This is a genomic window from Parasedimentitalea maritima (genome assembly GCF_005771405.1).
Lineage (GTDB): Bacteria > Pseudomonadota > Alphaproteobacteria > Rhodobacterales > Rhodobacteraceae > Parasedimentitalea > Parasedimentitalea maritima.
This window is the reverse complement of sequence record NZ_VAUA01000013.1, coordinates 34,919-53,843: the sequence shown is the minus strand read 5'-3', so window position 1 is coordinate 53,843 and position 18,925 is coordinate 34,919. Positions and strand designations below refer to the sequence as shown.

Below are 18,925 nucleotides of genomic sequence, written 5' to 3'. Positions count from 1 at the left end.
GCAGCGCATTCACCCCAGAGTATTTCTGGCAATAAGAACGATATAGGGCCGCAGGCTTCTTTTTGCTTAAAATCCTCCTGCCGGAGGCAGCGCGCCCAATTGGGCGCGCTTTACTTTTATGAACGACGGCCGCGGTTTTCAAACCGTGGCAGCAGGGCTGAGAAATCCATACCCAGTCCATCTTCGTTTTCGACAAACTGCGCATAAAGCGCCTGTGCCAGTTCGCCCATTGGCGTATCTGCATCCGCGCTTTCAGCAGCCTGTTGCGACAGACGCAAGTCTTTCAGCATCAGTTCGGCTGCGAACCCCGGTTTGTAGTCATTGTCTGCCGGAGACTGCGGGCCAACACCTGGGGCTGGGCAGTAGGCGTTCATAGTCCAGGAATAACCTGAAGAGGTAGAGACCACGTCGAACATCTTTTGCCGGTCCAGACCCAGTTTGTCTGCAAGGGCAAAGGCCTCGCAGGTTGCGGCCATGGTGACGCCCAGGATCATGTTGTTGCAGATTTTGGCAGATTGACCGGCGCCGGCGGCGCCACAATGTACCGCTTTCTGGCCCATAACGTCGAACAATGGGTTGGCCTTGGCAAAAGCATCATCACTGCCGCCCGCCATGAAGGTCAGCGTGCCGCCAGCAGCACCGCCGATGCCACCGGATACCGGGGCGTCGACAAACAGCAGGTCAGACGATGCGGTCTGTTCGGCCACTGCCCGGGCGGAGTCGACGTCGACTGTCGAACAGTCGACCAGGGTTGCGCCGGCTGTCATGGCTGGAATGATTTGGTCGGCCACTGCACGCAGGATTTGTCCGTTGGGTAGCATGGTGATGACCACATCAGCGCCAGTAGCCGCTTCAGCCCCAGATGCCGCCATAGAGACACCATCGATCTCCACCTCTGCCATGTCAAAACCAGTGACCTGATGGCCTGCCTTGGCCAGGTTGGCCGCCATTGGGCCGCCCATGTTGCCCAGTCCAATAAATCCAATTTTCATCTGTTATCCTTCCTCGAAAGTCAGCGTTTCAGCTCCCAGCGGCATTAGCATATGGCTGGTGGCGCTGGTGGGAACGTTCATGTCGCTGTGTTGCCACTGCGGATTGCGATCTTTGTCGATAATGGCGGCGCGAATACCTTCCAGAAAATCGCCCCGCTCCATAGCGCGGTAGGTAAAGCGGTATTCCAGTTCCAGCGCTGTGCGAATGCTAGGTTCTGGGCCGCGTAAGCGGTGCAACAGCTCTGCCGTGCAAGCCATCGATAGCGGCGAGTTGCGTCTAAGAGATTTGAGCGTGGCAGCTGAAAACGCACTGTCATCATTGTGCAGTGAATTTAGAATATCGCCCAGTGTCTCACCAGCAAAGTGGCGATCAATGTTGCCCTGAAGATCGCGCAATTTCCCTGTGGGAGGGACGTCGGCGCTGGTGGTCAGGCAGGTCAAATCGCCGTTTGACTCGAGCGAAGAGATCAAGCTGAGCCATTGATCCTGCGGAATGAAGAGGTCAGCAAAGCCTGCCAGAATGGCATCGTCTGCCACCATGCGAAACCCGGTCAAACCAAGGTATTCACCCAGCCGGCCCGGGGCCTGTGATAAAATCAAGGTGCCACCGACATCCGGGACCAAACCAATGCCGACCTCGGGCATGGAGATCTGGCTGGTTTCGCATAACACGCGGTGGGTGCCATGGCATCCAATGCCAACGCCGCCGCCCATGGTAAAACCTTGCATGAAGCTGACAATGGGTTTGCCATATTCAAACATACGGGCGTTCAGGCGATATTCATCGCTCCAGAACTTGCGGCCATAGGCATAGTCGCCTTTGGTTCCGCTGTCGTATAATTCTGCAATGTCACCTCCCGCACAAAAGGCCTTGTCCCCGGCCGCGTCGATTACCACCAGTTGCACGGTGTCGTTTGTTGCCCAGTCCTTTAGTGCAGCGTCAATGGCCATGCACATCTCATAGGACAGAGCATTTAGCGCCTTAGGGCGGGTCAGTGTGATGCGGCCAGCTTTGCCGGTAATGCGAATGTCGATGTCGGACATTTATCGGTTCTCGGCCAGCAGATGGCGCGCGACAATCACCCGCATGATTTCATTGGTGCCTTCAAGGATTTGGTGAACGCGCAGATCGCGAACGATTTTTTCAATGCCGTAATCCGCCAGATACCCGTAACCTCCGTGCAGTTGCAGGCAGCCATTGGCCACGTCAAAGGCGACGTCAGTGACCATTAGTTTGGCCATGGCGCAGAATTTGCTGGCATCTGGGGCACCATTATCGAGCTTCCATGCCGCCTGACGCAAAAAGGTGCGGGAGGCCTGAAGTTTGGTTTCGTACTCAGCCAGTCGGAACTGTAACCCCTGGAATTGGTCGATGCTTTGGCCAAAGGCCCTGCGCTCGGACATATATTGCAATGTCAGGTTCAGCGCCTGTTGAGCGCCGCCTAATGCACCAGCAGAGATATTCAGCCGACCGCCGTCAAGTCCGGCCATGGCGTAGCTGAATCCTTTGCCCTCGGTGCCGATCAAATTGGCTGCCGGGACAGCGCAATCGTCGAACTGGACTTGCGCAGTGGGTTGGGCTTTCCAGCCCATTTTGTCCTCAAGACCGCCGAAAGACAGGCCAGGAGTGCCATCTTCAACCACCAGTGCCGAGATGCCTTTGGGGCCGTCCACGCCACTGCGCACCATGCAGATATAGGCATCAGAGTAGCCGCCACCTGAGATGAACGCCTTGGATCCATTCAAAGTGTAGCCGACGTCACTTGGTTTGGCACGGGTTTTCAGGGCTGCAGCGTCGGACCCGGACCCTGGCTCGGTCAGGCAATACGAGTAGACGGTCGACATGGTACAGAGGTCGGGCAGCCATTTTTTCTTGGTTTCATCCGAGCCGAACTTATCGATCATGCCACCACACATGTTGTGGATCGACAAAAAGGACCCCACGGCAGGGCAGGCCATCGCCAGCGCTTCAAAGACCAGGGTTGCATCCAACCGCGACAGACCTGATCCGCCGTATTCTTCCGATACATAAAGACCACCAAAACCCAACTCGCCAATTTGCGGCCATAACGCCTTGGGGATGGTTCCGTCTTTTTCCCAGCCTTGGGCATGTGGAGCAATTTGCTCCTGCCCGAATGCATAGGCCATATCGAAAATGGCGTTTTGTTCCTCGGATAATGCAAAATCCATGGCGGGCCTCCGGTTTGATCAGTTTGGCGGCACTATACTGCCATCCAGCGGGAATTGAACAAGTGTTTAGTTATAGGGTAATCGTTACAGGAATTTTTCATGAAATCGGGTTTGGTGTCGCTATTATTGCAAACTGAATTCGCAAATTTGCAGGGGGGCGTCGAGATAAAGTGATGGGCGTTGAAGGTGACCACCACACAGAAAACCCAAACTGCCCACTTTGCAGTCTCAAATCAGAGAGCCCATCAGCTCCATCTAAACGGCCATTTTTTCACTGTGTCAGTTCGTCCTGATTTTTTAGGTAGCTACTGACCTGTTGATGCCACCGTTGTTGATGATCTGGTAAATGCTGACCAGATCCTTGCGCACTACGATATAGGTGACCTGGAGCTTCCCGATGTGAAATCCAGCAAAGATTCAGTGAATTTTGGGTACACCATTGATCGACACATGTGCCTTGGTCAGGCCAGAGTGTCTGCATTGTAAACGATGCCTGTCATATCTATGATATCTTTGCTTTCGCTGGGGGCATCAGACCGCCGGGCTCATAACCTGGAACCGTGTCGGGGCGTTTAGGTCGAGGACCCAGCGGAAGTGTTCGCCCTGTCACGCCTGCTTAGCCAACATGTTCAGATTCTTGCCCCGGATTTCCAACGTCGCTGAACAGATATGGGCACTAAATTGCCTAGTGAAGCAAATGATCGGGTGATTGGTGCGAGGTGCCTAAAGCTTCGATTTCGCTGGGGGGCCTCAGAGTATCGACCACAAACAGGGTTTCTTGATTGATCTGGAACTGGTCCGCACAACTTCAGACGCGCCGCCACGTCAGGGTAATACTGTCACCCGCACAATCACACCGGCCCGGCAGTGGGGATCACCTGATCGGGTGAAAATCTACTTTCCTTTGATTTCAACTGAATAACTGGTGCGTGCGCCCGGCGGAGGTGGAGGGAACGGTGAGGCGCGGCGGACCTGTGATAGGGCAATTCGATCTAACTTTGCCGAACCAGAGCTACGGGCAACTCGCGCCCCTGAAATGGAGCCGTTTGGAGCAATGTTGAACGAAACGAGAGCCACGCCTTTGATGTTAACCCGTTGGCGTTTCGCCCTATGGATTTTGCGTCTGACCGTTCCAGAATAATTGCTCGCTGTGGCATTTCCTTGCACTTTGCTGGTGTTTGGATTGCTTCTCGCCTGACCTCCCGGACTGTTGTTTTGTCCATCTGCAGTTCCCTGAGCAGTGGTGTTTGCGCCATTGCCTCGTGGTTTGGGCTCGGGCTTAGGCTGTGGTTTAGCTTCAGCTACGGGGGATTGAACCTCAGGTTTTGGCGTCACCGACGCTCGCTCGCTCGGTTTTGCTGCGTCGTGTTCGGACTGTTGTGTGGGGCGAAGCACCTTGGGATCTGTGGGCTGCACGCTTTTGTCTTGCGGAACTGCTTGCAGTGCTGGTGCTGTGTCTACGGTTATCGGATTTTGAACTTGAGGTGTGACCGCTGACGGCCGCACTGGCTCGACAATTGGCGGGTGTTCAACAGGTTTTACAACCTGTTGCGTTGGAAGTTCGCGACTTGGTTCAACGGTCTGCTCTGCCTGATTTTCAACCGAAGGCTTTATTGGGAGCGTCTTTGGCGGGGTCTGTGAATGTACAACCGTGTCTTGAGCATCGGTGATGTCTTGTGGCTTTTCTGGCTCCTGCACACCCGCCGCCATGTTGGTAAAAGAGTTTCCCTGTGATGCAAGAGCAGTGTTGCCACCTTCGATTTGAACGTCGGTGTTGTCCTGTAAAAACGCCGGAGCTGCATGTGCCGCTGCGGCTAAGATCAGCGCGAATAATGCAACGCTTCGAGACTGCGGTGTCATTTCAGCCCCTTTTCAGAGACCAGCATCAATCGATCTGCACCGCCCTGACGCAGTAAATTACCCAGCGCCACGAGCCGTTTGGCCGGTAACGCACGATCTGGAACGATGCGCACCACTTTCAATTCATCTGCAGAGAGGGTCGCCAGAAAATCCGCAGTATCGGCGAGGGGCTTTCCTTGCAAGGAGAGCCGGCCGTCGGCATGAACCACAAGTGTGTCAGGTGGTTCGCGCCCCTCCAAACCGGTTGTCTCGATCAACCGGAGTTCCTTGTCTAGAGGAACTGCCAGGGTGCCAGCGATCATGAAAAACACCAGCATTAGAAATACGATATTGATTAGAGCGATCGTTGGTTCTTTTTGACTGGCAATAGGTTGCTTGATGCGCACAGGGCCGACCTCAGCTCAAAATCATTGTCTGCAGATCTTTGACCACTCGCAAGCTGGTCAACAAATCCACCAATCTTTGCGACGACGTCTCTTCCCCGAGGTTGATCAATACCAGATGCCCGCTGCCATCATTCGGCTGAGCCTCAACCAAACCGGCAATAAGGCTCATATCGACGTTTTGCGCATTCAGCATCAAACTGTCTTCGCCCAGGGATACAAACAGCATCTGCTTGTTCTCGCGGCCATTGCCACTTGCTGCGTTCATCAATTCGACCTCAGAATATTTTGAGAACGTTGAAGTCAGCATGAAGAACAACAGCAGAAGGAATATTACGTCAATCAACGAGGTCATCGACAGGCGCCGACGCTTAGGGCCTTTCAAATTAACTGCCATATGCTGCTCGCAACTCTTCTACCTTGGTTGCCGCAGTGGCCGTCGGCGCAAACACCGTACTCAGCGCCCGGTTTGCAAACACTCTCTCACGTTGCATACGGGCGGTGAGCCAGCTCAGCACCATGGATGTTGGCATAGCCACAGCCAAACCAGCTGCTGTTGTGAACAAAGCCACCCAAATTCCGCCCGCCAGCATTGAAGGATCTACCGAGGAACCAGCGGCTTCCAGCTTTTTGAACGCTTCGATCATGCCCAGAACTGTGCCGAACAACCCCAGCAACGGGGCCAGTTGAGCAATGAGGTCAAGGGTTCCCAATCCCTGTTCCAGCCGCGAGAAGCGAACTTCGGCTTCAGCTTCGGTCCGGTCCGACAGTTTTCTGCTGGGGGCCTGGGTCAGCGCCATGTGTAGCACTGGGGCCAAGTAGGATTTGGTTTGCTGCAAATTGGCCATCGCCTGTGTGACATCGCCTCGGTCCCAAGCTTCAACTGCAAGGCTCAACTGTCGATGGCGGCCAACACGCGCAATTTGATATTGCCATATTTTGTACAACACCAACGCTGTAGCCAGCACCGAAGTCGCCAGAAGAACCAATACCACAGGTCCACCAAGATCCAGGACCTGCAATAATGCCGATTGGATCATAGTCATCCTATCAGCTCCATCTTGGTTAGGCTGCGCAGGGTTAGATCTTTGTCACATGCATCCTGTGGCAACCCTTCGCCCTCACAAGTGTCAGCACCGTTGATCAGGACCCGGCTGATGTCATCGCAAGCCAAACCGTCGAATTGAAATTGCCGCACACGCATGCGCCCGGCAGGCAGGTCTTGAAAATCCAACAGGGTCAACTGTGCAACTTGCCCATCTACATTGAACAAAACTGTCTCATAGACTGAACTGGCAATGTCCTGACTGTGACTGTTTTGGACAACAAAAGACAATCGGCAGGCTTCGCCGATCGCATCCGCTGCACTCAACTCTATAGAGACAGCGGGCGGTTTTACCGTTTCGGAAACCGCTGCCGAACCGACCAGCCCTGACAGCACAAGTGCTGTTAGGGCCTTCCATTTACATGTACCAAGTGTCATCGAATACCTTTCGGGCTATCAGTGGATCAGAAGGTTTTTGCCATCGTCAGCTTGAAGTTCCGGCCCGGAGCCACCCGAGTAGACAGCTGCGACTGGTATGTAGCGTCCAGAATGTTTTCCACGCCAAAACGGAGCTCGGCGCCTTTGAGGGCACCAGATTGCGGCCTGTATGTTGCCCTCAGGTTATTCACGCCATAACCCGCCAGTGCGATGTTGCCGACACCCGTGGTGGACTGGGCCGCCACAAGTTCCCAACTGACATCAAGCGCTTCGCCAAAACGTTTCCCGAGGGTTAGTCGTGCAGATGTTTCTGGCGCGTAAATCCATTTGCTGCCAACTCCGGCATTATTCTTTGAAGTTCCATCAGCGCTGGTTGCATTGAAGTCGGCATAAAACCCGCTGGCATGGCTGTAGGATGCTTCGAGTTCGATCCCTTTGACGTCAATATTGGCGACATTGGAGTATGAGGTGACATCCCAAACATAGGTCTGGTAGATATTCGCTTTCACTTGCAGGGCATCACCTGTGGAAAACAGATCGCCTTGGGTATAAGAAACACCACCTTCATAGGTGCGTGATTTTTCCGGTTGGGTCATAAAGAGCGGCGTACCCAGGTCGTCAATGATCGGCATCATCTCAGTATAGGCCGCGCTGGCAAACAGGGCAAAGCCACTGTCAAATTCGTACCGCGCCGATAGGCCGCCCATCAGTGCGTCATTGGAATATGAGGCATTGTTAGGGGCTGTATCACCTTCGATGTCTTGAGTTTCATAGCGCAATGCGGGTGTGAGCGTCAGGTTCTGGTTGACCAGAACCTCATCCACAGCAAACAGGGCTATCCTTTTGTCTGATCCACCTGGTGCGGAAGGCGCATCCAGTCGATCGCGTTGTGAAAACTCAATTCCCGCTCTTAGGTTGTGCTCAACCGACCCCGTTAGGAAATAGGCTGTGTTCTTAATCGTCAGCTTGGTGATTTCGTAGTTGTGATCCGCGTCCACCACTGAGAAACATCCAAATGGAGCGGTTGCTGGAAGACAGGTCTGCTCAATAGCTTGCTCGGAGCGGGACAGATTGACACTTAAGTCAATCAGGTCACTTCCACTTGGGCTATAGTCGTATTGCAGGACTGCAATTTTGCTGTGGGTTTTACGATCAACGTTGCCAAAGGAACCACCTGTTGTGCCAAATGTATCATAGGGCACGTCTTTTTCGTCAGTGGTGCTGTCATTGTAGGACAGAGTAATGGCATGGGCATTGTCGTCACCAAACGTATACCGACCTTTCACCAGATAGGACGGCATTCGGAATTTACTGTTTGTAACCACTGTCCCATCAGCCGTTTTGTAATCGTCTTGATCACGGACTGTGTAATTGAACAGGAATTCCAAGTTGTCAGTGGGTTGCCAGGCCGCGATTGTTGAACTTGCAAAACCTGCCCCATTTGACGTTGCCTCTAACGTTTGGCGCAAGCGCACACCAATTTCACCACCGGTGAAATCTGAAGCATTTTTTGTTTCGAGCTGAACGACGCCACCCACCACGCCGGATCCAAATTCAAACGATCCAACAGTGCCGCGGATCACAGAAACTTCACTATATAGTTCTGGGTCAGTGAACAGCTGATTGCCAATCCGGTATAGTTCTTCAGCCCCGGTTGTGGCACCGTCGACGACAACCAGCACCTTAGAGTCGGTCCCGTAAGTGCCATTTGCACCAAAACCACGAATGTTGATCCCAGAGCCCTGCGGTGTGTTTCCGTTAACCAGGGTTACACCGGGAACGGAATCAATCAGCTCAGCAATGGTACCGGCTTGGCGGTCGTCGATTTCTTCTTGGTTGATCACCGTCAAAGCAGTTGCAGTGCCAACCTGCACTTCACGCTTGCTGTCGCCCAATTCAATGACACCAAGGAAACCCTCATCTGTCTCCTGAGCCATTAGGGGGGCCGTGTTAACAATCATCAAGCTAAGGGACGATACAGTCCCCAATAAATTCCATCCAAGCCCATGCCCACGCATTTGCCGTCCTTTCGCATCGCTGTTGTACCGGATGCTTGCGTTAGGTGCTGGCGAGGTTTTGGTGTTGTTCTAATTGCAGAAATTCATTTTCTGACTTGAGCCTCTTAGTAAAGGTGATTAAAACAGTCAACAATAATTAACACATTGTTGCAACAGCAGCAGCCAGCCTCGACCAGCCGACCTTGTCGGACTTAAAGCCAGCTCACTTAGACCAAAGCCAACTGAAAGGGCTAACATGAGCGATCTGGCACAGCTGACACCGGCAGACATCCGGCAGGCACGCAGCGATAATACAAACCTGCGTGATCGTGATTTTGCAGACAAACTAAACATACGCGAAGGCCAGTTGGTTGCGGCTTATGTTGGTCACGATGTGACTCGAATCGCGGCCAGTCCGGATGACATCATGCCCCGGCTTAAGGATCTGGGAGAGGTGGTGGCTCTGACCCGTAACCGCTCTTGCGTGATTGAGAAGGTGGGCGTTTACGACAATTTTCATTCGGGGCCGCATGCGTCGATGATCCTGAACGAGGAAATCGACCTGCGTCTGTTTGGCGGGCATTTTGTCTCGGCCTTTGCTGTTGAACGTAAGACCGAGAGCGGTGTTAAACGGTCGATCCAGATTTTTGATGCTTCGGGTGATGCGGTCCACAAAATTCATCTGCGCCCAGAATCTGATCTGACGGCTTGGACCCAGCTGGTGGCGGACCTTAAGTTAGGCGACCAAGATCAAGAACTAAGTGTTTCACCGCGCAAACCGGTTGATGGAGCCAAGACCAACCCCGAAAAGACTGACCAGCTACGTAACGAGTGGGCCAAAATGACAGACACTCATCAGTTTCTGCGTCTTGTCCCAAAACTAAAAATGAATCGCTTAGGCGCCTATCGCTCCGTTGGTGAACCCATGGCGCGTCAGGTGGCCACGGATGAGGTCAACACCATGCTCAATGCGGTGCTGGATCAAAATGTCGAAGTTATGATTTTTGTTGGCAATATGGGCTGTATCGAGATCCACGGCGGTCCAATCCGAAATCTGCGCGAAATGGGTCCCTGGCAGAATATTCTAGACCCAGGATTTGACCTGCATCTACGAATGGATCACATCGCCGAAGTCTGGGCTGTCAACAAGCCAACAAAGCGCGGCGCGGCAATGTCGGTTGAGGCTTTTGATGCAGAGGGCAGCATCATTTTTCAGATTTTCGGTCGTCGCACTGACGCCAAAGATCATCGACCAACCTGGGACGCTATCGTTAATGCGCTGCGATCTGCGCAGGTGAAGGAACCAGCGTAATGTCAGTATTCTCTCGTCTTTACATTACATCGAGCCTACTCATCGTGGCGATGATGGCGAGCCATATGGCCTTGGCTCAGCCAGCAAGCCGTATCGTCACTGTTGGCGGGTCAGTGACCGAAATTATCTATGCACTGGATCAGCAAGATCGGATTATTGCGCGAGACACCACGTCTTCCTATCCTGATCAGGTCACAAAACTGCCAGACATTGGATATGCCCGTGCGCTGTCACCTGAAGGGGTGTTATCCGTTGCCCCTGATCTGATCATAGCCATCGAAGGGGCGGGTCCACCGGAAACCATCGACGTGCTTCAATCAGCTCAAGTTGACTTTGTTTCGGTGCCCGAAGTCTTTACCGCTGATGGCATCGTCGCCAAGATCCGAACTGTTGGTGCTGCTGTTGATCAGGTTCAAGCCGCAGAGGTTCTGGTTACGCAGGTTGCGAGTGAACTGGCCGAAGCTCAAAACACAGCTCAACAGGCGGCAAACGGGGACCCTAAGAAAGTGCTATTTATCCTGTCCACACAGGGTGGGCGCATTATGGCTGGCGGCACCAATACGGCGGCAGATGGCATTATCCATATGGCTGGGGGCATAAATGCCGTTACCGCATTTGATGGATATAAACCTTTGACGGATGAAGCCGTGGCCATCGCAGCACCAGATGTGATTTTGATGATGAACCGTGGTGGCGATCACGGTGCAGCAGCCAAAGAACTTCTTTCTATGCCAGCGCTGATCCCGACTCCGGCTGCCCAAAACGGCAAGGTCGTGCGCATGAACGGGCTACATTTACTGGGATTTGGTCCTCGCACAGCGTCAGCCATCACCGAACTCAGTCAGGCACTTTATGGTGAGACAAACTGATGTCCCTGACAATTGAAATGCCAAAGCGGGGCTCTCTTCCTGTAGATCGCCGGGTACAGGCCCGACAACTAACATTGGTTCTGGTTGCCCTGCTGGCGGCGACTTCGGTGCTTTCCTTAGCGTGGGGCGCATCGGGGACTTCTCTATGGGGCGCGCTTGTTGATCTTGTAGCCGGGCGCGAGTTGTCGCGTTTGGACAGCATTGTCCTGTTCGATATTCGCCTTCCACGGCTATGTTTGGGCATATTGGTTGGAGCCTCTCTGGCTGTTTCTGGCGCGGTAATGCAGGGGCTGTTTCGCAATCCACTTGCGGACCCGGGCATTGTGGGCGTTAGCGCAGGTGCGGGTCTGGCTGCAATCAGCGCAATCGTGCTGGGCGCGTTTTTACCGCCCGCGATTCGCGATTTGACTGGCAACTATCTGGTCCCGGTATCGGCGTTTTTCGGCGGCTGGGGATCAACTTTGATTCTGTACCGGGTTTCAACCCGGCGCGGGCAGACCTCGGTTGCAACCATGCTGTTGGCGGGTATCGCCCTTGGTGCACTGGCTGGCGCCCTTTCTGGCATTCTCGTTTATATGGCGGATGACAACCAGCTTCGTGATTTAACGTTCTGGGGAATGGGATCACTGGCTGGCGCAACATGGACCAAGGTTTTGGCGGCAACCCCAATCGTTCTGGCAGCTTTGGCGGTTGCTCCGTTTATTGCACGTGGGTTGAATGGTTTGGCATTGGGAGAAGCCGCTGCCGGTCACATAGGTATTTCTGTGCAACGGGTTAAAAATATATCGATTCTATCTGTCGCTGCGGCTACAGGGGCAGCCGTTGCTGTTGCCGGCGGCATTGGCTTCATCGGCATTGTTGTTCCACATCTGCTGCGGCTGGCGACGGGTCCTGACCATCACAGCCTTTTACCAAATGCGGCGCTGTTGGGGGCCAGTCTTCTTTTAGCTGCTGATATGATTGCCCGGACTGTCATTGCCCCGGCCGAACTTCCTATTGGTATTGTCACCGCCGTTCTGGGAGCGCCGGTATTCCTTTGGATATTGCTAAAGCGGCACGGAGCCATGGGCCTATGACCGGAGTTTCACATGCAAGCCTTTGACATCGAAGTAAACCTGGGCAAAAGCCGGGTCCTGAATGGAGTGAATTTCACGGCCAAGCCCGGTGAGGTCACCGCCATCGTTGGCCCCAATGGATCAGGAAAAACCACCTTGCTGCGCGCCATGACGGGAGAAATCCCCTATTCCGGCAGGGTGCTGCTGAATAACACAAATGTGGCTAGTCTGAAGCCCTGGCAGTTGGCCGCGATACGAGGCGTGCAACCGCAAAGCACCACGATCGCCTTTCCCTTCACGGTGCTTGAAATCGTGCGGCTTGGTCTTACAGCGGGACTGTCAGCTGCAGAGAAGGAATTACCGTTAAGAGCCTTAGAGAAAGTCGGTCTGACGGGATTTGGCACTCGCATGTATCAGGATCTATCCGGGGGTGAACAGCAGCGCGTACAGCTGGCACGAGTCCTGACGCAGATCTGGAGGCCGGTGGTCGATGGTACCCCGCGGTGGTTGATACTGGACGAACCGGTAGCCAGCTTGGACATCGGCCATCAGTTTACCGTAATGGATCTAACCCGCGACTTTTCGGCCCGTGGTGGTGGCGTGGTTGCAGTAATGCACGATCTGAACTTGACGGCCATGTTTGCTGATAAAGTGGTGCTTATGGATGCAGGCCACATCGCTGCTCAGGGTAGTCCGCAAGCGGTGCTAACTGATGCGAACTTAGCGCAGACCTATGGTTGCCCGCTGCCAGTCAGCACAACACCGCATGACGGCACGCCCTTTTTGTTGCCACAGGCTCGCCATGCTCGAGTAACCTGAGGGAAACATCAAATATTTTGGGAAAACCCTGCGGGGCAAGGTTGTCTTTCAGACCGAAACGGGCAGGGGCGTCTTCACGGACTACTCCAAAATTAATGCCTCAAGCTTTGCAGCTTGCTGACTGATGGATAGCTCGATGTAATTTGTCAGTATAACCAGTGCCAACCTCAACAATTTCAGAATCGGCGTATCATTTTCAAAAATCGATGCGCGGAACGAGATCAGATTCATTATAAAGACCCCATTCGAGTACCTTTGAAAAAGAATAGCCTGCTAATGATCTATCTCGACCTTGCGCTGCGTGGCGGTGCCATTACCGTTTTGTTGTTACTGGCTTTATTGCTTTGGCGCGCGCCCATCAGTTTGGAAGGGCGTTTATCTGTGTTGGCATTGGCCCTATCCGAATCCGCATTCCTGATCATCACTGCGGCTCTGCCACTCGATCTGCACCCGGCGTTACACTCAAATATCACGCTCATAGCCAGCTTCACTCCAGCAGCGATCACCTGGTTGATCGTGACTATATTTCTCGATGCCCCGGGGCAGCGTTGGCCCTGGCTGGTTGCGTCTTTGGCGAACTCAGTTGCGCTTTACACTCATGAATCCTTTCCAGACATCTATTCCGTTTGCCTGCCAATGTCCGTGATCCTTTATGGGGCCCTGTTCATCCTCTCGCTGTGGTCAACGCGTGACGATTTGGTGGAATGCCGCTGCCGTGCGCGACCTGGATTTGCAGCAGCTATTGCTGGCCTTGCTTTGTTTTTGACGGCGGGTCAGGCAACCGGTTTGTTACAGGACGGCAGTCTCACGCTGGCTCTCTTGCAAGCTGCAGGCACTCTTGCCGTTACCTTGAATTTTGCTGTGTGGTTGTTGCGTCCTGATGCGCACCGTTGGCCCGGCGAGACCTCCCCCGAGATCAGTAACCGCTTGCCAGTTCAAGATGAATTTTCCGACCCCACGCTGATCGCAGGTCTCAAGTCAGCTATGTCCGCTGGTATCTGGCGAGAAGAAGGGCTGACTATCGGTGCACTCGCAGGAAAAATTGCCGTACCCGAGCACCGCTTGCGGCGCGCGATAAACCAAGGGCTGGGTTACCGCAATTTCTCTAGTTTCATAAATCAGGCACGGATCGAAGCCGCCTGTGCCGCCTTATCTGACCCCGCCCAGATGAATGCAACGGTGCTGGAAATTGCCTATGAGGTCGGCTTTGCGTCTGTGGGGCCGTTCAACCGCGCCTTCCGCGCAGAAATTGGATGCAGCCCAACTGAATACCGACGCAGCGCGCTGTCACGGGCTTTCACCGATTCTGAAAAATCATCGCCAATTGCTGCAAACTTGCACTGATTTCCAAATCCGACGCGCAATGGCGCCTCAGTCAATCAATCATGGGCATCAATTCCATGAAACGGAGATGTTCAATGCGCGCCGTGATTCTAAGCCTGCTGATACTTTTTGCCAACGCGGCCCAGACCCCGGCTCAAACAATGCCGCCCTCCACATATCCGGAAGCCGGAACCTTTTGTGGTTTTCTAAAACTCTGCCCAAAAACTACGACACCTAAGCAAGACGACTAAGTCGCTTGTTCGACAGGGCCCAGGGAGCGTGTATTTCCTCTATATCGACGAGTACTTCGGGATTGGGAATTTGTTGCCCAATCAGATCAAGGTCAATCCAGCAAAACCGTTCGAGCCGCCCCAATTAAATGGGGCAGCTCATTATTTTCGAGTCCAACCTGTGCCTTAGAAGTGAGCTGACCGTGAACCCGCTGGCTTTTCTACGGGTGGGGCAAACTTTGTCAGATCAATCCCTTCCACAGCAGCCTTGTACTCTTCCATAGTGGGAGTTCTGCCGAGGATTGCAGAAAGAACAACAACCGGAGTTGAGGCGAGCAGGGATTCACCCTTCTTCTCAGCGGTGTCTTCTACAACGCGCCCTTGGAACAGGCGGGTCGATGTTGCCAGAACGGTGTCACCCTTTGCTGCTTTTTCCTGGTTGCCCATGCACAGGTTACAGCCAGGGCGTTCCAGATAAAGGATGTTCTCGTATTCCGTCCTTGCGGTTTGTTTCGGCATGAAATCATCGAATTCGTAACCTGAATATTCTTGCAAGATGGCCCAATCGCCCTCTGCCTTCATCTCGTCGATGATATTGTAGGTCGGTGCTGCAACAACCAATGGCGCGTTGAATTCGACTTTCTGACCGTTCTTTTCCAAGTTCTTCAGCATCTGTGCCACGATGACCAAATCGCCTTTATGCACCATGCAAGAGCCAACAAAGCCAAGATCCACTTTCTTCTCTGCTTTGTAGTAGGAAATCGGCCGTATGGTGTCGTGGGTGTAACGCTTGGATACATCCGCGTTATTTACATCCGGGTCAGCAATCATGGGCTCGTCGATTTGATCCAGATCGACCACAACTTCGGCGAAGTACTTGGCATTGTCATCTGGCGTCAAAGCTGGCTTTTCACCTGATTTGATTTCGCCGATGCGTTTGTCAGCGATATCGATCAAGCCTTGCAGCATGTGATTGTCGTTTTCCATGCCCTTGTCGATCATGATCTGTATACGGCTCTTGGCAATCTCGAGCGATTCAACAAGCGTGTCGTCTTCGGAAATACAGATAGAGGCTTTGGCCTTCATTTCTGCAGACCAGTCGGTGAATGTGAAAGCCTGATCCGCCAGCAAGGTTCCGATGTGGACCTCGATGATGCGCCCCTGGAAGACGTTGTCGCCGAACTGCTTCAACATCTGCGACTGGGTGGCGTGCACCACGTCCCGGAAATCCATATGGTCGGCCATGGTGCCTTTGAAGGTAACTTTCACGGACTCCGGGATGGGCATGCTCGCCTCACCTGTAGCCAAAGCCAGTGCAACAGTGCCCGAGTCTGCACCAAACGCTACGCCTTTGGACATCCGGGTGTGCGAGTCGCCACCAATGATGATCGCCCAATCATCCACCGTTATGTCATTCAGAACCTTGTGAATAACGTCGGTCATGGCGTGGTAGACGCCTTTAGGATCTCGTGCGGTAATCAGACCAAAATTGTGCATGAACTTCATAAGCCGTGGGGTGTTGGCCTGTGCCTTCAGATCCCAAACCGAGGCCGTATGACAGCCTGACTGATAGGCCCCATCGACGATGGGCGATAGTACAGTCGCGGCCATGGACTCCAACTCTTGAGAAGTCATCAAGCCGGTTGTGTCCTGCGAGCCAACGATATTTACCTCAACGCGGACATCAGATCCGGCGTGCAGTACCGCTCCTTCGGTCACGCCAACCGCATTTTTATTGAAGATTTTTTCAACTGCAGTAAGGCCTTGCCCTTTGTGGGTGATTTCTTTGGAAGGAGCAAAAGCAGATTTCAGTTCGACGCCAAGTGTTTTGGACGCAAAGTTCTGCAGCTTCTTACCAAAGACGATTGCGTAAGATCCGCCTGCCTTGATGAATTCCACCTTCTGAGGTGTGAAAGAGGAGGAAAGGCCAACAAGCTCTTCTTTGCCTGTTTCATCATACAACATCTGCTTTTTTGTATCGATGGTCAGGACCGTGCCGGTCTCGACTGAGTACTTTTGTTCAAGAACCGGGTTACCATCGTTGTTCAGGATCGGGTTGCCTTCGGAATCCACCTTTTTGACCCAGTTTTTCAGGTCGATACCGATGCCGCCAGTCACGCCGACGGTGGTCAGGAAAATCGGAGAAATGCCATTTGTACCTGCAACAATCGGGGCGAAGTTTACAAACGGAACATAGGGGCTGGCTTGGTTGCCAGTCCACAAGGCTACGTTATTCACGCCTGACATGCGGGACGAGCCTACACCCATTGTGCCTTTTTCTGCGATCAACATCACACGTTTTTCAGGGTGCTGCTTTTGCAATTCCTGAATTTCAGTCTGGGCAGCGGGGGAAATGAAGCACTTGCCATGCAATTCCCGATCCGAGCGGGAGTGCGCCTGGTTGCCCGGGGATAGCAAATCGGTAGAAATGTCGCCTTCGCCTGCAATATAGGTGACAACTTTGATTTCTTCGTCGATATCAGGAAGTTTTGTGAAAAACTCAGCCTTTGAGTAGCTTTCCAGAATGCCTTTGGCAGTGGCATTGCCATCTGCATATGCCGCAGCCAAACGATCAGTATCGGCTTCGTACAGGAAGACCTGTGTCTTGAGCACTTCGGCGGCTTGTCCTGCGATAGACGTATCATCGCCAAGTGCGAGGTCAAGAAGCACGTCGACTGACGGGCCACCTTTCATGTGTGACAGCAGCTCAAATGCGAAAGTCACAGAGATTTCGTCGACAACGGCAGCGCCTAGAATAATTTCTTTGAGAAACTGGGCTTTTACGCCTGCAGCGCTCGTTGTGCCCGGCAAGACGTTGTAGATGAAAAACTTAAGAGAGTCGTCCCGGTGTTCATTCCCGGTCTCTTTGATTTGCGAGATGAGTTCATCTACAAATAGGCCATCATCAATGGGCTTAGGGTTCAACCCCTCTTCTTTACGAGCGGCGATCTCATTTAGGTAGTCGGTGTACAAGCTCATGACGAATCCAAGGGTTAGGTGTTAGAGAAGGTTCAAGCGTCGGTTCTCAGACACCTCTGTCTAACCCACGCCCAAGTTCATTGTATGCGGAAGTATACCAGCTCATGGTGGGTTGCAAGATGCCTGACTGTCACACCATGCGCGCGGTCAATATCAATAGATCGTGTTGCGTTTGCCTGCAATTCTTAAGTGATAGCAGTCTGTAGGCTCCTAAACAGCTTTGTTACACAATCCACTGACGGTCGCATTTCTTTTTTCCCGGCGCTACTGCAGGGGTTTTAGTTCGACCGGTTCGTGGTCTTGAATTTTGTAGAGGCCCAACTGGTCATTGTGCCCGGCTATCTTAATGGATTCGCGAGCGAAATACTTTGCGGGGTTTGTGCAACAAATCCAGATAGGTGTCACAATGTTGGGGAAACGGCGTGAAAGACCCTGCTTTGAACCTAGTTGAAGGACATTCCTCAAGCCTGATCTAGACGCGGTTCACCTGTATAAACCCGCTGTTTGTTGAGTTCAATCCGGCTTCCTCTGATATCCCTCGGGGTCTTCCGGTGCTGCAATAAATAAATGTCCAACAACATGCAAAGAACCCGCCAAGGGGCGGGTTTGAAGGGGATCGTTCAGGTTTGGCGGAAACGCTTAAAGCAACAGGACTTGGGTGCCGACTTTGACAAGTTCATAAAGTTCTTCAACGTGTTGATTGTAAAGACCAATGCAGCCAGAGGAGCTTTGTCGGCCAATCTTGCGTGTGTCGTGAGTGCCGTGCACTAGGTAGGCAGGCCAATCCAGATACATTGCGCGGGTGCCCAATGGATTGCCGGGCCCACCGTCCATGCGCAGGGGCAAAGTCGGGTCACGTTCGCGCATGGAAGCGGTTGGGGTCCAGCTGGGATTTTCACGCTTGCGGACAATTTTCGAATACCCGCGCTTAGTCAGATCTTCTGTCAGTGGCACTGAAGAAGGGAATAGGCGGTATGTTTCATTGTCACCGCTCCAATAGTGCAGGGCGCGGCTGTTGATGTCAGCCAAAAGACAACCAACCCCAAGCGTGTCAAAATGATCTTGCCACTGCTGCTTTTGAAATGCCGAAATATTGCGCTTGGTTGGAGCAGCTCCATTTACTGGGCGCTCTTCAATCGGGAAAGCATCGGAGGACTGTGCGCGCAGCAATGATGGCGTGGCCAGTGTGGCCACCGCACTTAACAGGGCATGGCGGCGGGTAAAGCGGGAATTGGGCATTCTGCCTCCGGGGCTATTTTTTGACGTCTCGATACGGGGGCAATATAGGATCCCAATACAAATTATATAGGGGCGCGGCGCTCAAAATTCCGTGCTTCACAGGCTTGTGTGGTTCCCGCGCAGGAAGCTTGAAATGGGTTTGGACCTGTTGTGACCGTGTTTCAGGCGTTCCAATTTTTCCAAAACATGCCGGT

General features: G+C 53.1%; 16 protein-coding genes. 5 read left to right on the top strand and 11 right to left on the bottom strand.

The window, feature by feature from the left end:
* Positions 1–116 precede the first annotated feature (116 nt).
* The 9 genes from mmsB to FEE96_RS21025 all read right to left on the bottom strand — a co-directional run bounded on the left by mmsB (position 117) and on the right by FEE96_RS21025 (position 8,845).
* Positions 117–992 carry a 3-hydroxyisobutyrate dehydrogenase gene (gene mmsB / locus FEE96_RS21065; RefSeq protein WP_138165110.1) on the bottom strand — a complete coding sequence of 292 codons (876 nt, stop codon included), beginning with the start codon at positions 990–992 and terminating at the stop codon, positions 117–119.
* A 3-nt stretch (positions 993–995) separates the two neighbouring features.
* Positions 996–2,036 carry an enoyl-CoA hydratase/isomerase family protein gene (locus FEE96_RS21060; protein WP_138165109.1) on the bottom strand — a complete coding sequence of 347 codons (1,041 nt, stop codon included), beginning with the start codon at positions 2,034–2,036 and terminating at the stop codon, positions 996–998.
* The gene (locus tag FEE96_RS21055; protein WP_138165108.1) at positions 2,037–3,182 is read right to left on the bottom strand and encodes an acyl-CoA dehydrogenase family protein; all 1,146 of its coding nucleotides are present in this window, start codon (positions 3,180–3,182) and stop codon (positions 2,037–2,039) included.
* A gap of 894 nt (positions 3,183–4,076) precedes the next feature.
* Positions 4,077–5,042, bottom strand: a complete 966-nt coding sequence (locus FEE96_RS21050) for an energy transducer TonB (protein WP_138165107.1) — start codon at positions 5,040–5,042, stop codon at positions 4,077–4,079.
* Positions 5,039–5,428, bottom strand: a complete 390-nt coding sequence (locus FEE96_RS21045) for an ExbD/TolR family protein (RefSeq protein WP_138165106.1) — start codon at positions 5,426–5,428, stop codon at positions 5,039–5,041. Before FEE96_RS21045 ends, FEE96_RS21050 begins: the two co-directional genes overlap by 4 nt.
* Before the next feature lie 10 nt (positions 5,429–5,438).
* Positions 5,439–5,822, bottom strand: coding sequence for an ExbD/TolR family protein (locus tag FEE96_RS21040; RefSeq protein ID WP_246079537.1), 384 nt, complete (start codon positions 5,820–5,822; stop codon positions 5,439–5,441).
* Complete coding sequence (locus tag FEE96_RS21035; protein ID WP_138165105.1) at positions 5,812–6,471, bottom strand: MotA/TolQ/ExbB proton channel family protein; 660 nt, start codon at positions 6,469–6,471, stop codon at positions 5,812–5,814. The genes FEE96_RS21040 and FEE96_RS21035 overlap by 11 nt, the downstream gene beginning before the upstream one ends.
* Positions 6,468–6,908 carry a hypothetical protein gene (locus FEE96_RS21030; RefSeq protein WP_138165104.1) on the bottom strand — a complete coding sequence of 147 codons (441 nt, stop codon included), beginning with the start codon at positions 6,906–6,908 and terminating at the stop codon, positions 6,468–6,470. Before FEE96_RS21030 ends, FEE96_RS21035 begins: the two co-directional genes overlap by 4 nt.
* 26 nt (positions 6,909–6,934) lie before the next feature.
* Positions 6,935–8,845, bottom strand: coding sequence for a TonB-dependent receptor domain-containing protein (locus FEE96_RS21025; protein ID WP_246079535.1), 1,911 nt, complete (start codon positions 8,843–8,845; stop codon positions 6,935–6,937).
* A 316-nt stretch (positions 8,846–9,161) separates the two neighbouring features.
* On the opposite strand from FEE96_RS21025, the gene FEE96_RS21020 reads away from it, so the two are divergent.
* The 5 genes from FEE96_RS21020 to FEE96_RS21000 all read left to right on the top strand — a co-directional run bounded on the left by FEE96_RS21020 (position 9,162) and on the right by FEE96_RS21000 (position 14,304).
* Complete coding sequence (locus FEE96_RS21020) at positions 9,162–10,217, top strand: hemin-degrading factor (RefSeq protein WP_138165102.1); 1,056 nt, start codon at positions 9,162–9,164, stop codon at positions 10,215–10,217.
* Entirely contained in the window at positions 10,217–11,086 is an 870-nt protein-coding gene (locus tag FEE96_RS21015; RefSeq protein WP_138165101.1) for a heme/hemin ABC transporter substrate-binding protein, read from the top strand. The genes FEE96_RS21020 and FEE96_RS21015 overlap by 1 nt, the downstream gene beginning before the upstream one ends.
* Complete coding sequence (locus FEE96_RS21010; RefSeq protein WP_138165100.1) at positions 11,086–12,162, top strand: FecCD family ABC transporter permease; 1,077 nt, start codon at positions 11,086–11,088, stop codon at positions 12,160–12,162. The genes FEE96_RS21015 and FEE96_RS21010 overlap by 1 nt, the downstream gene beginning before the upstream one ends.
* A gap of 12 nt (positions 12,163–12,174) precedes the next feature.
* Positions 12,175–12,960 (top strand): heme ABC transporter ATP-binding protein, encoded by a 786-nt coding sequence (locus FEE96_RS21005; protein WP_138165099.1) that lies wholly within the window; start codon positions 12,175–12,177, stop codon positions 12,958–12,960.
* A 276-nt stretch (positions 12,961–13,236) separates the two neighbouring features.
* Positions 13,237–14,304, top strand: coding sequence for a helix-turn-helix domain-containing protein (locus FEE96_RS21000; protein WP_138165098.1), 1,068 nt, complete (start codon positions 13,237–13,239; stop codon positions 14,302–14,304).
* Between the two features lie 395 nt (positions 14,305–14,699).
* Here the strand turns inward: FEE96_RS21000 and FEE96_RS20995 are convergent, their stop codons facing one another.
* Both FEE96_RS20995 and FEE96_RS20990 read right to left on the bottom strand, forming a co-directional pair.
* Entirely contained in the window at positions 14,700–17,492 is a 2,793-nt protein-coding gene (locus FEE96_RS20995; protein ID WP_138165097.1) for a bifunctional aconitate hydratase 2/2-methylisocitrate dehydratase, read from the bottom strand.
* A gap of 639 nt (positions 17,493–18,131) precedes the next feature.
* Positions 18,132–18,731 carry a L,D-transpeptidase gene (locus tag FEE96_RS20990; protein ID WP_138165096.1) on the bottom strand — a complete coding sequence of 200 codons (600 nt, stop codon included), beginning with the start codon at positions 18,729–18,731 and terminating at the stop codon, positions 18,132–18,134.
* Positions 18,732–18,925: the final 194 nt, after the last annotated feature.

What these genes read in the sequence shown, in the direction of transcription:
- mmsB (WP_138165110.1), bottom strand. Translation starts at nt 992, where the DNA reads ATGAAAATTGGATTTATTGGACTGGGCAACATGGGCGGCCCAATGGCG.
- FEE96_RS21060 (WP_138165109.1), bottom strand. Translation starts at nt 2,036, where the DNA reads ATGTCCGACATCGACATTCGCATTACCGGCAAAGCTGGCCGCATCACA.
- FEE96_RS21055 (WP_138165108.1), bottom strand. Translation starts at nt 3,182, where the DNA reads ATGGATTTTGCATTATCCGAGGAACAAAACGCCATTTTCGATATGGCC.
- FEE96_RS21050 (WP_138165107.1), bottom strand. Translation starts at nt 5,042, where the DNA reads ATGACACCGCAGTCTCGAAGCGTTGCATTATTCGCGCTGATCTTAGCC.
- FEE96_RS21040 (WP_246079537.1), bottom strand. Translation starts at nt 5,822, where the DNA reads ATGGCAGTTAATTTGAAAGGCCCTAAGCGTCGGCGCCTGTCGATGACC.
- FEE96_RS21035 (WP_138165105.1), bottom strand. Translation starts at nt 6,471, where the DNA reads ATGACTATGATCCAATCGGCATTATTGCAGGTCCTGGATCTTGGTGGA.
- FEE96_RS21030 (WP_138165104.1), bottom strand. Translation starts at nt 6,908, where the DNA reads ATGACACTTGGTACATGTAAATGGAAGGCCCTAACAGCACTTGTGCTG.
- FEE96_RS21025 (WP_246079535.1), bottom strand. Translation starts at nt 8,845, where the DNA reads ATGGCTCAGGAGACAGATGAGGGTTTCCTTGGTGTCATTGAATTGGGC.
- FEE96_RS21020 (WP_138165102.1), top strand. Translation starts at nt 9,162, where the DNA reads ATGAGCGATCTGGCACAGCTGACACCGGCAGACATCCGGCAGGCACGC.
- FEE96_RS21015 (WP_138165101.1), top strand. Translation starts at nt 10,217, where the DNA reads ATGTCAGTATTCTCTCGTCTTTACATTACATCGAGCCTACTCATCGTG.
- FEE96_RS21010 (WP_138165100.1), top strand. Translation starts at nt 11,086, where the DNA reads ATGTCCCTGACAATTGAAATGCCAAAGCGGGGCTCTCTTCCTGTAGAT.
- FEE96_RS21005 (WP_138165099.1), top strand. Translation starts at nt 12,175, where the DNA reads ATGCAAGCCTTTGACATCGAAGTAAACCTGGGCAAAAGCCGGGTCCTG.
- FEE96_RS21000 (WP_138165098.1), top strand. Translation starts at nt 13,237, where the DNA reads ATGATCTATCTCGACCTTGCGCTGCGTGGCGGTGCCATTACCGTTTTG.
- FEE96_RS20995 (WP_138165097.1), bottom strand. Translation starts at nt 17,492, where the DNA reads ATGAGCTTGTACACCGACTACCTAAATGAGATCGCCGCTCGTAAAGAA.
- FEE96_RS20990 (WP_138165096.1), bottom strand. Translation starts at nt 18,731, where the DNA reads ATGCCCAATTCCCGCTTTACCCGCCGCCATGCCCTGTTAAGTGCGGTG.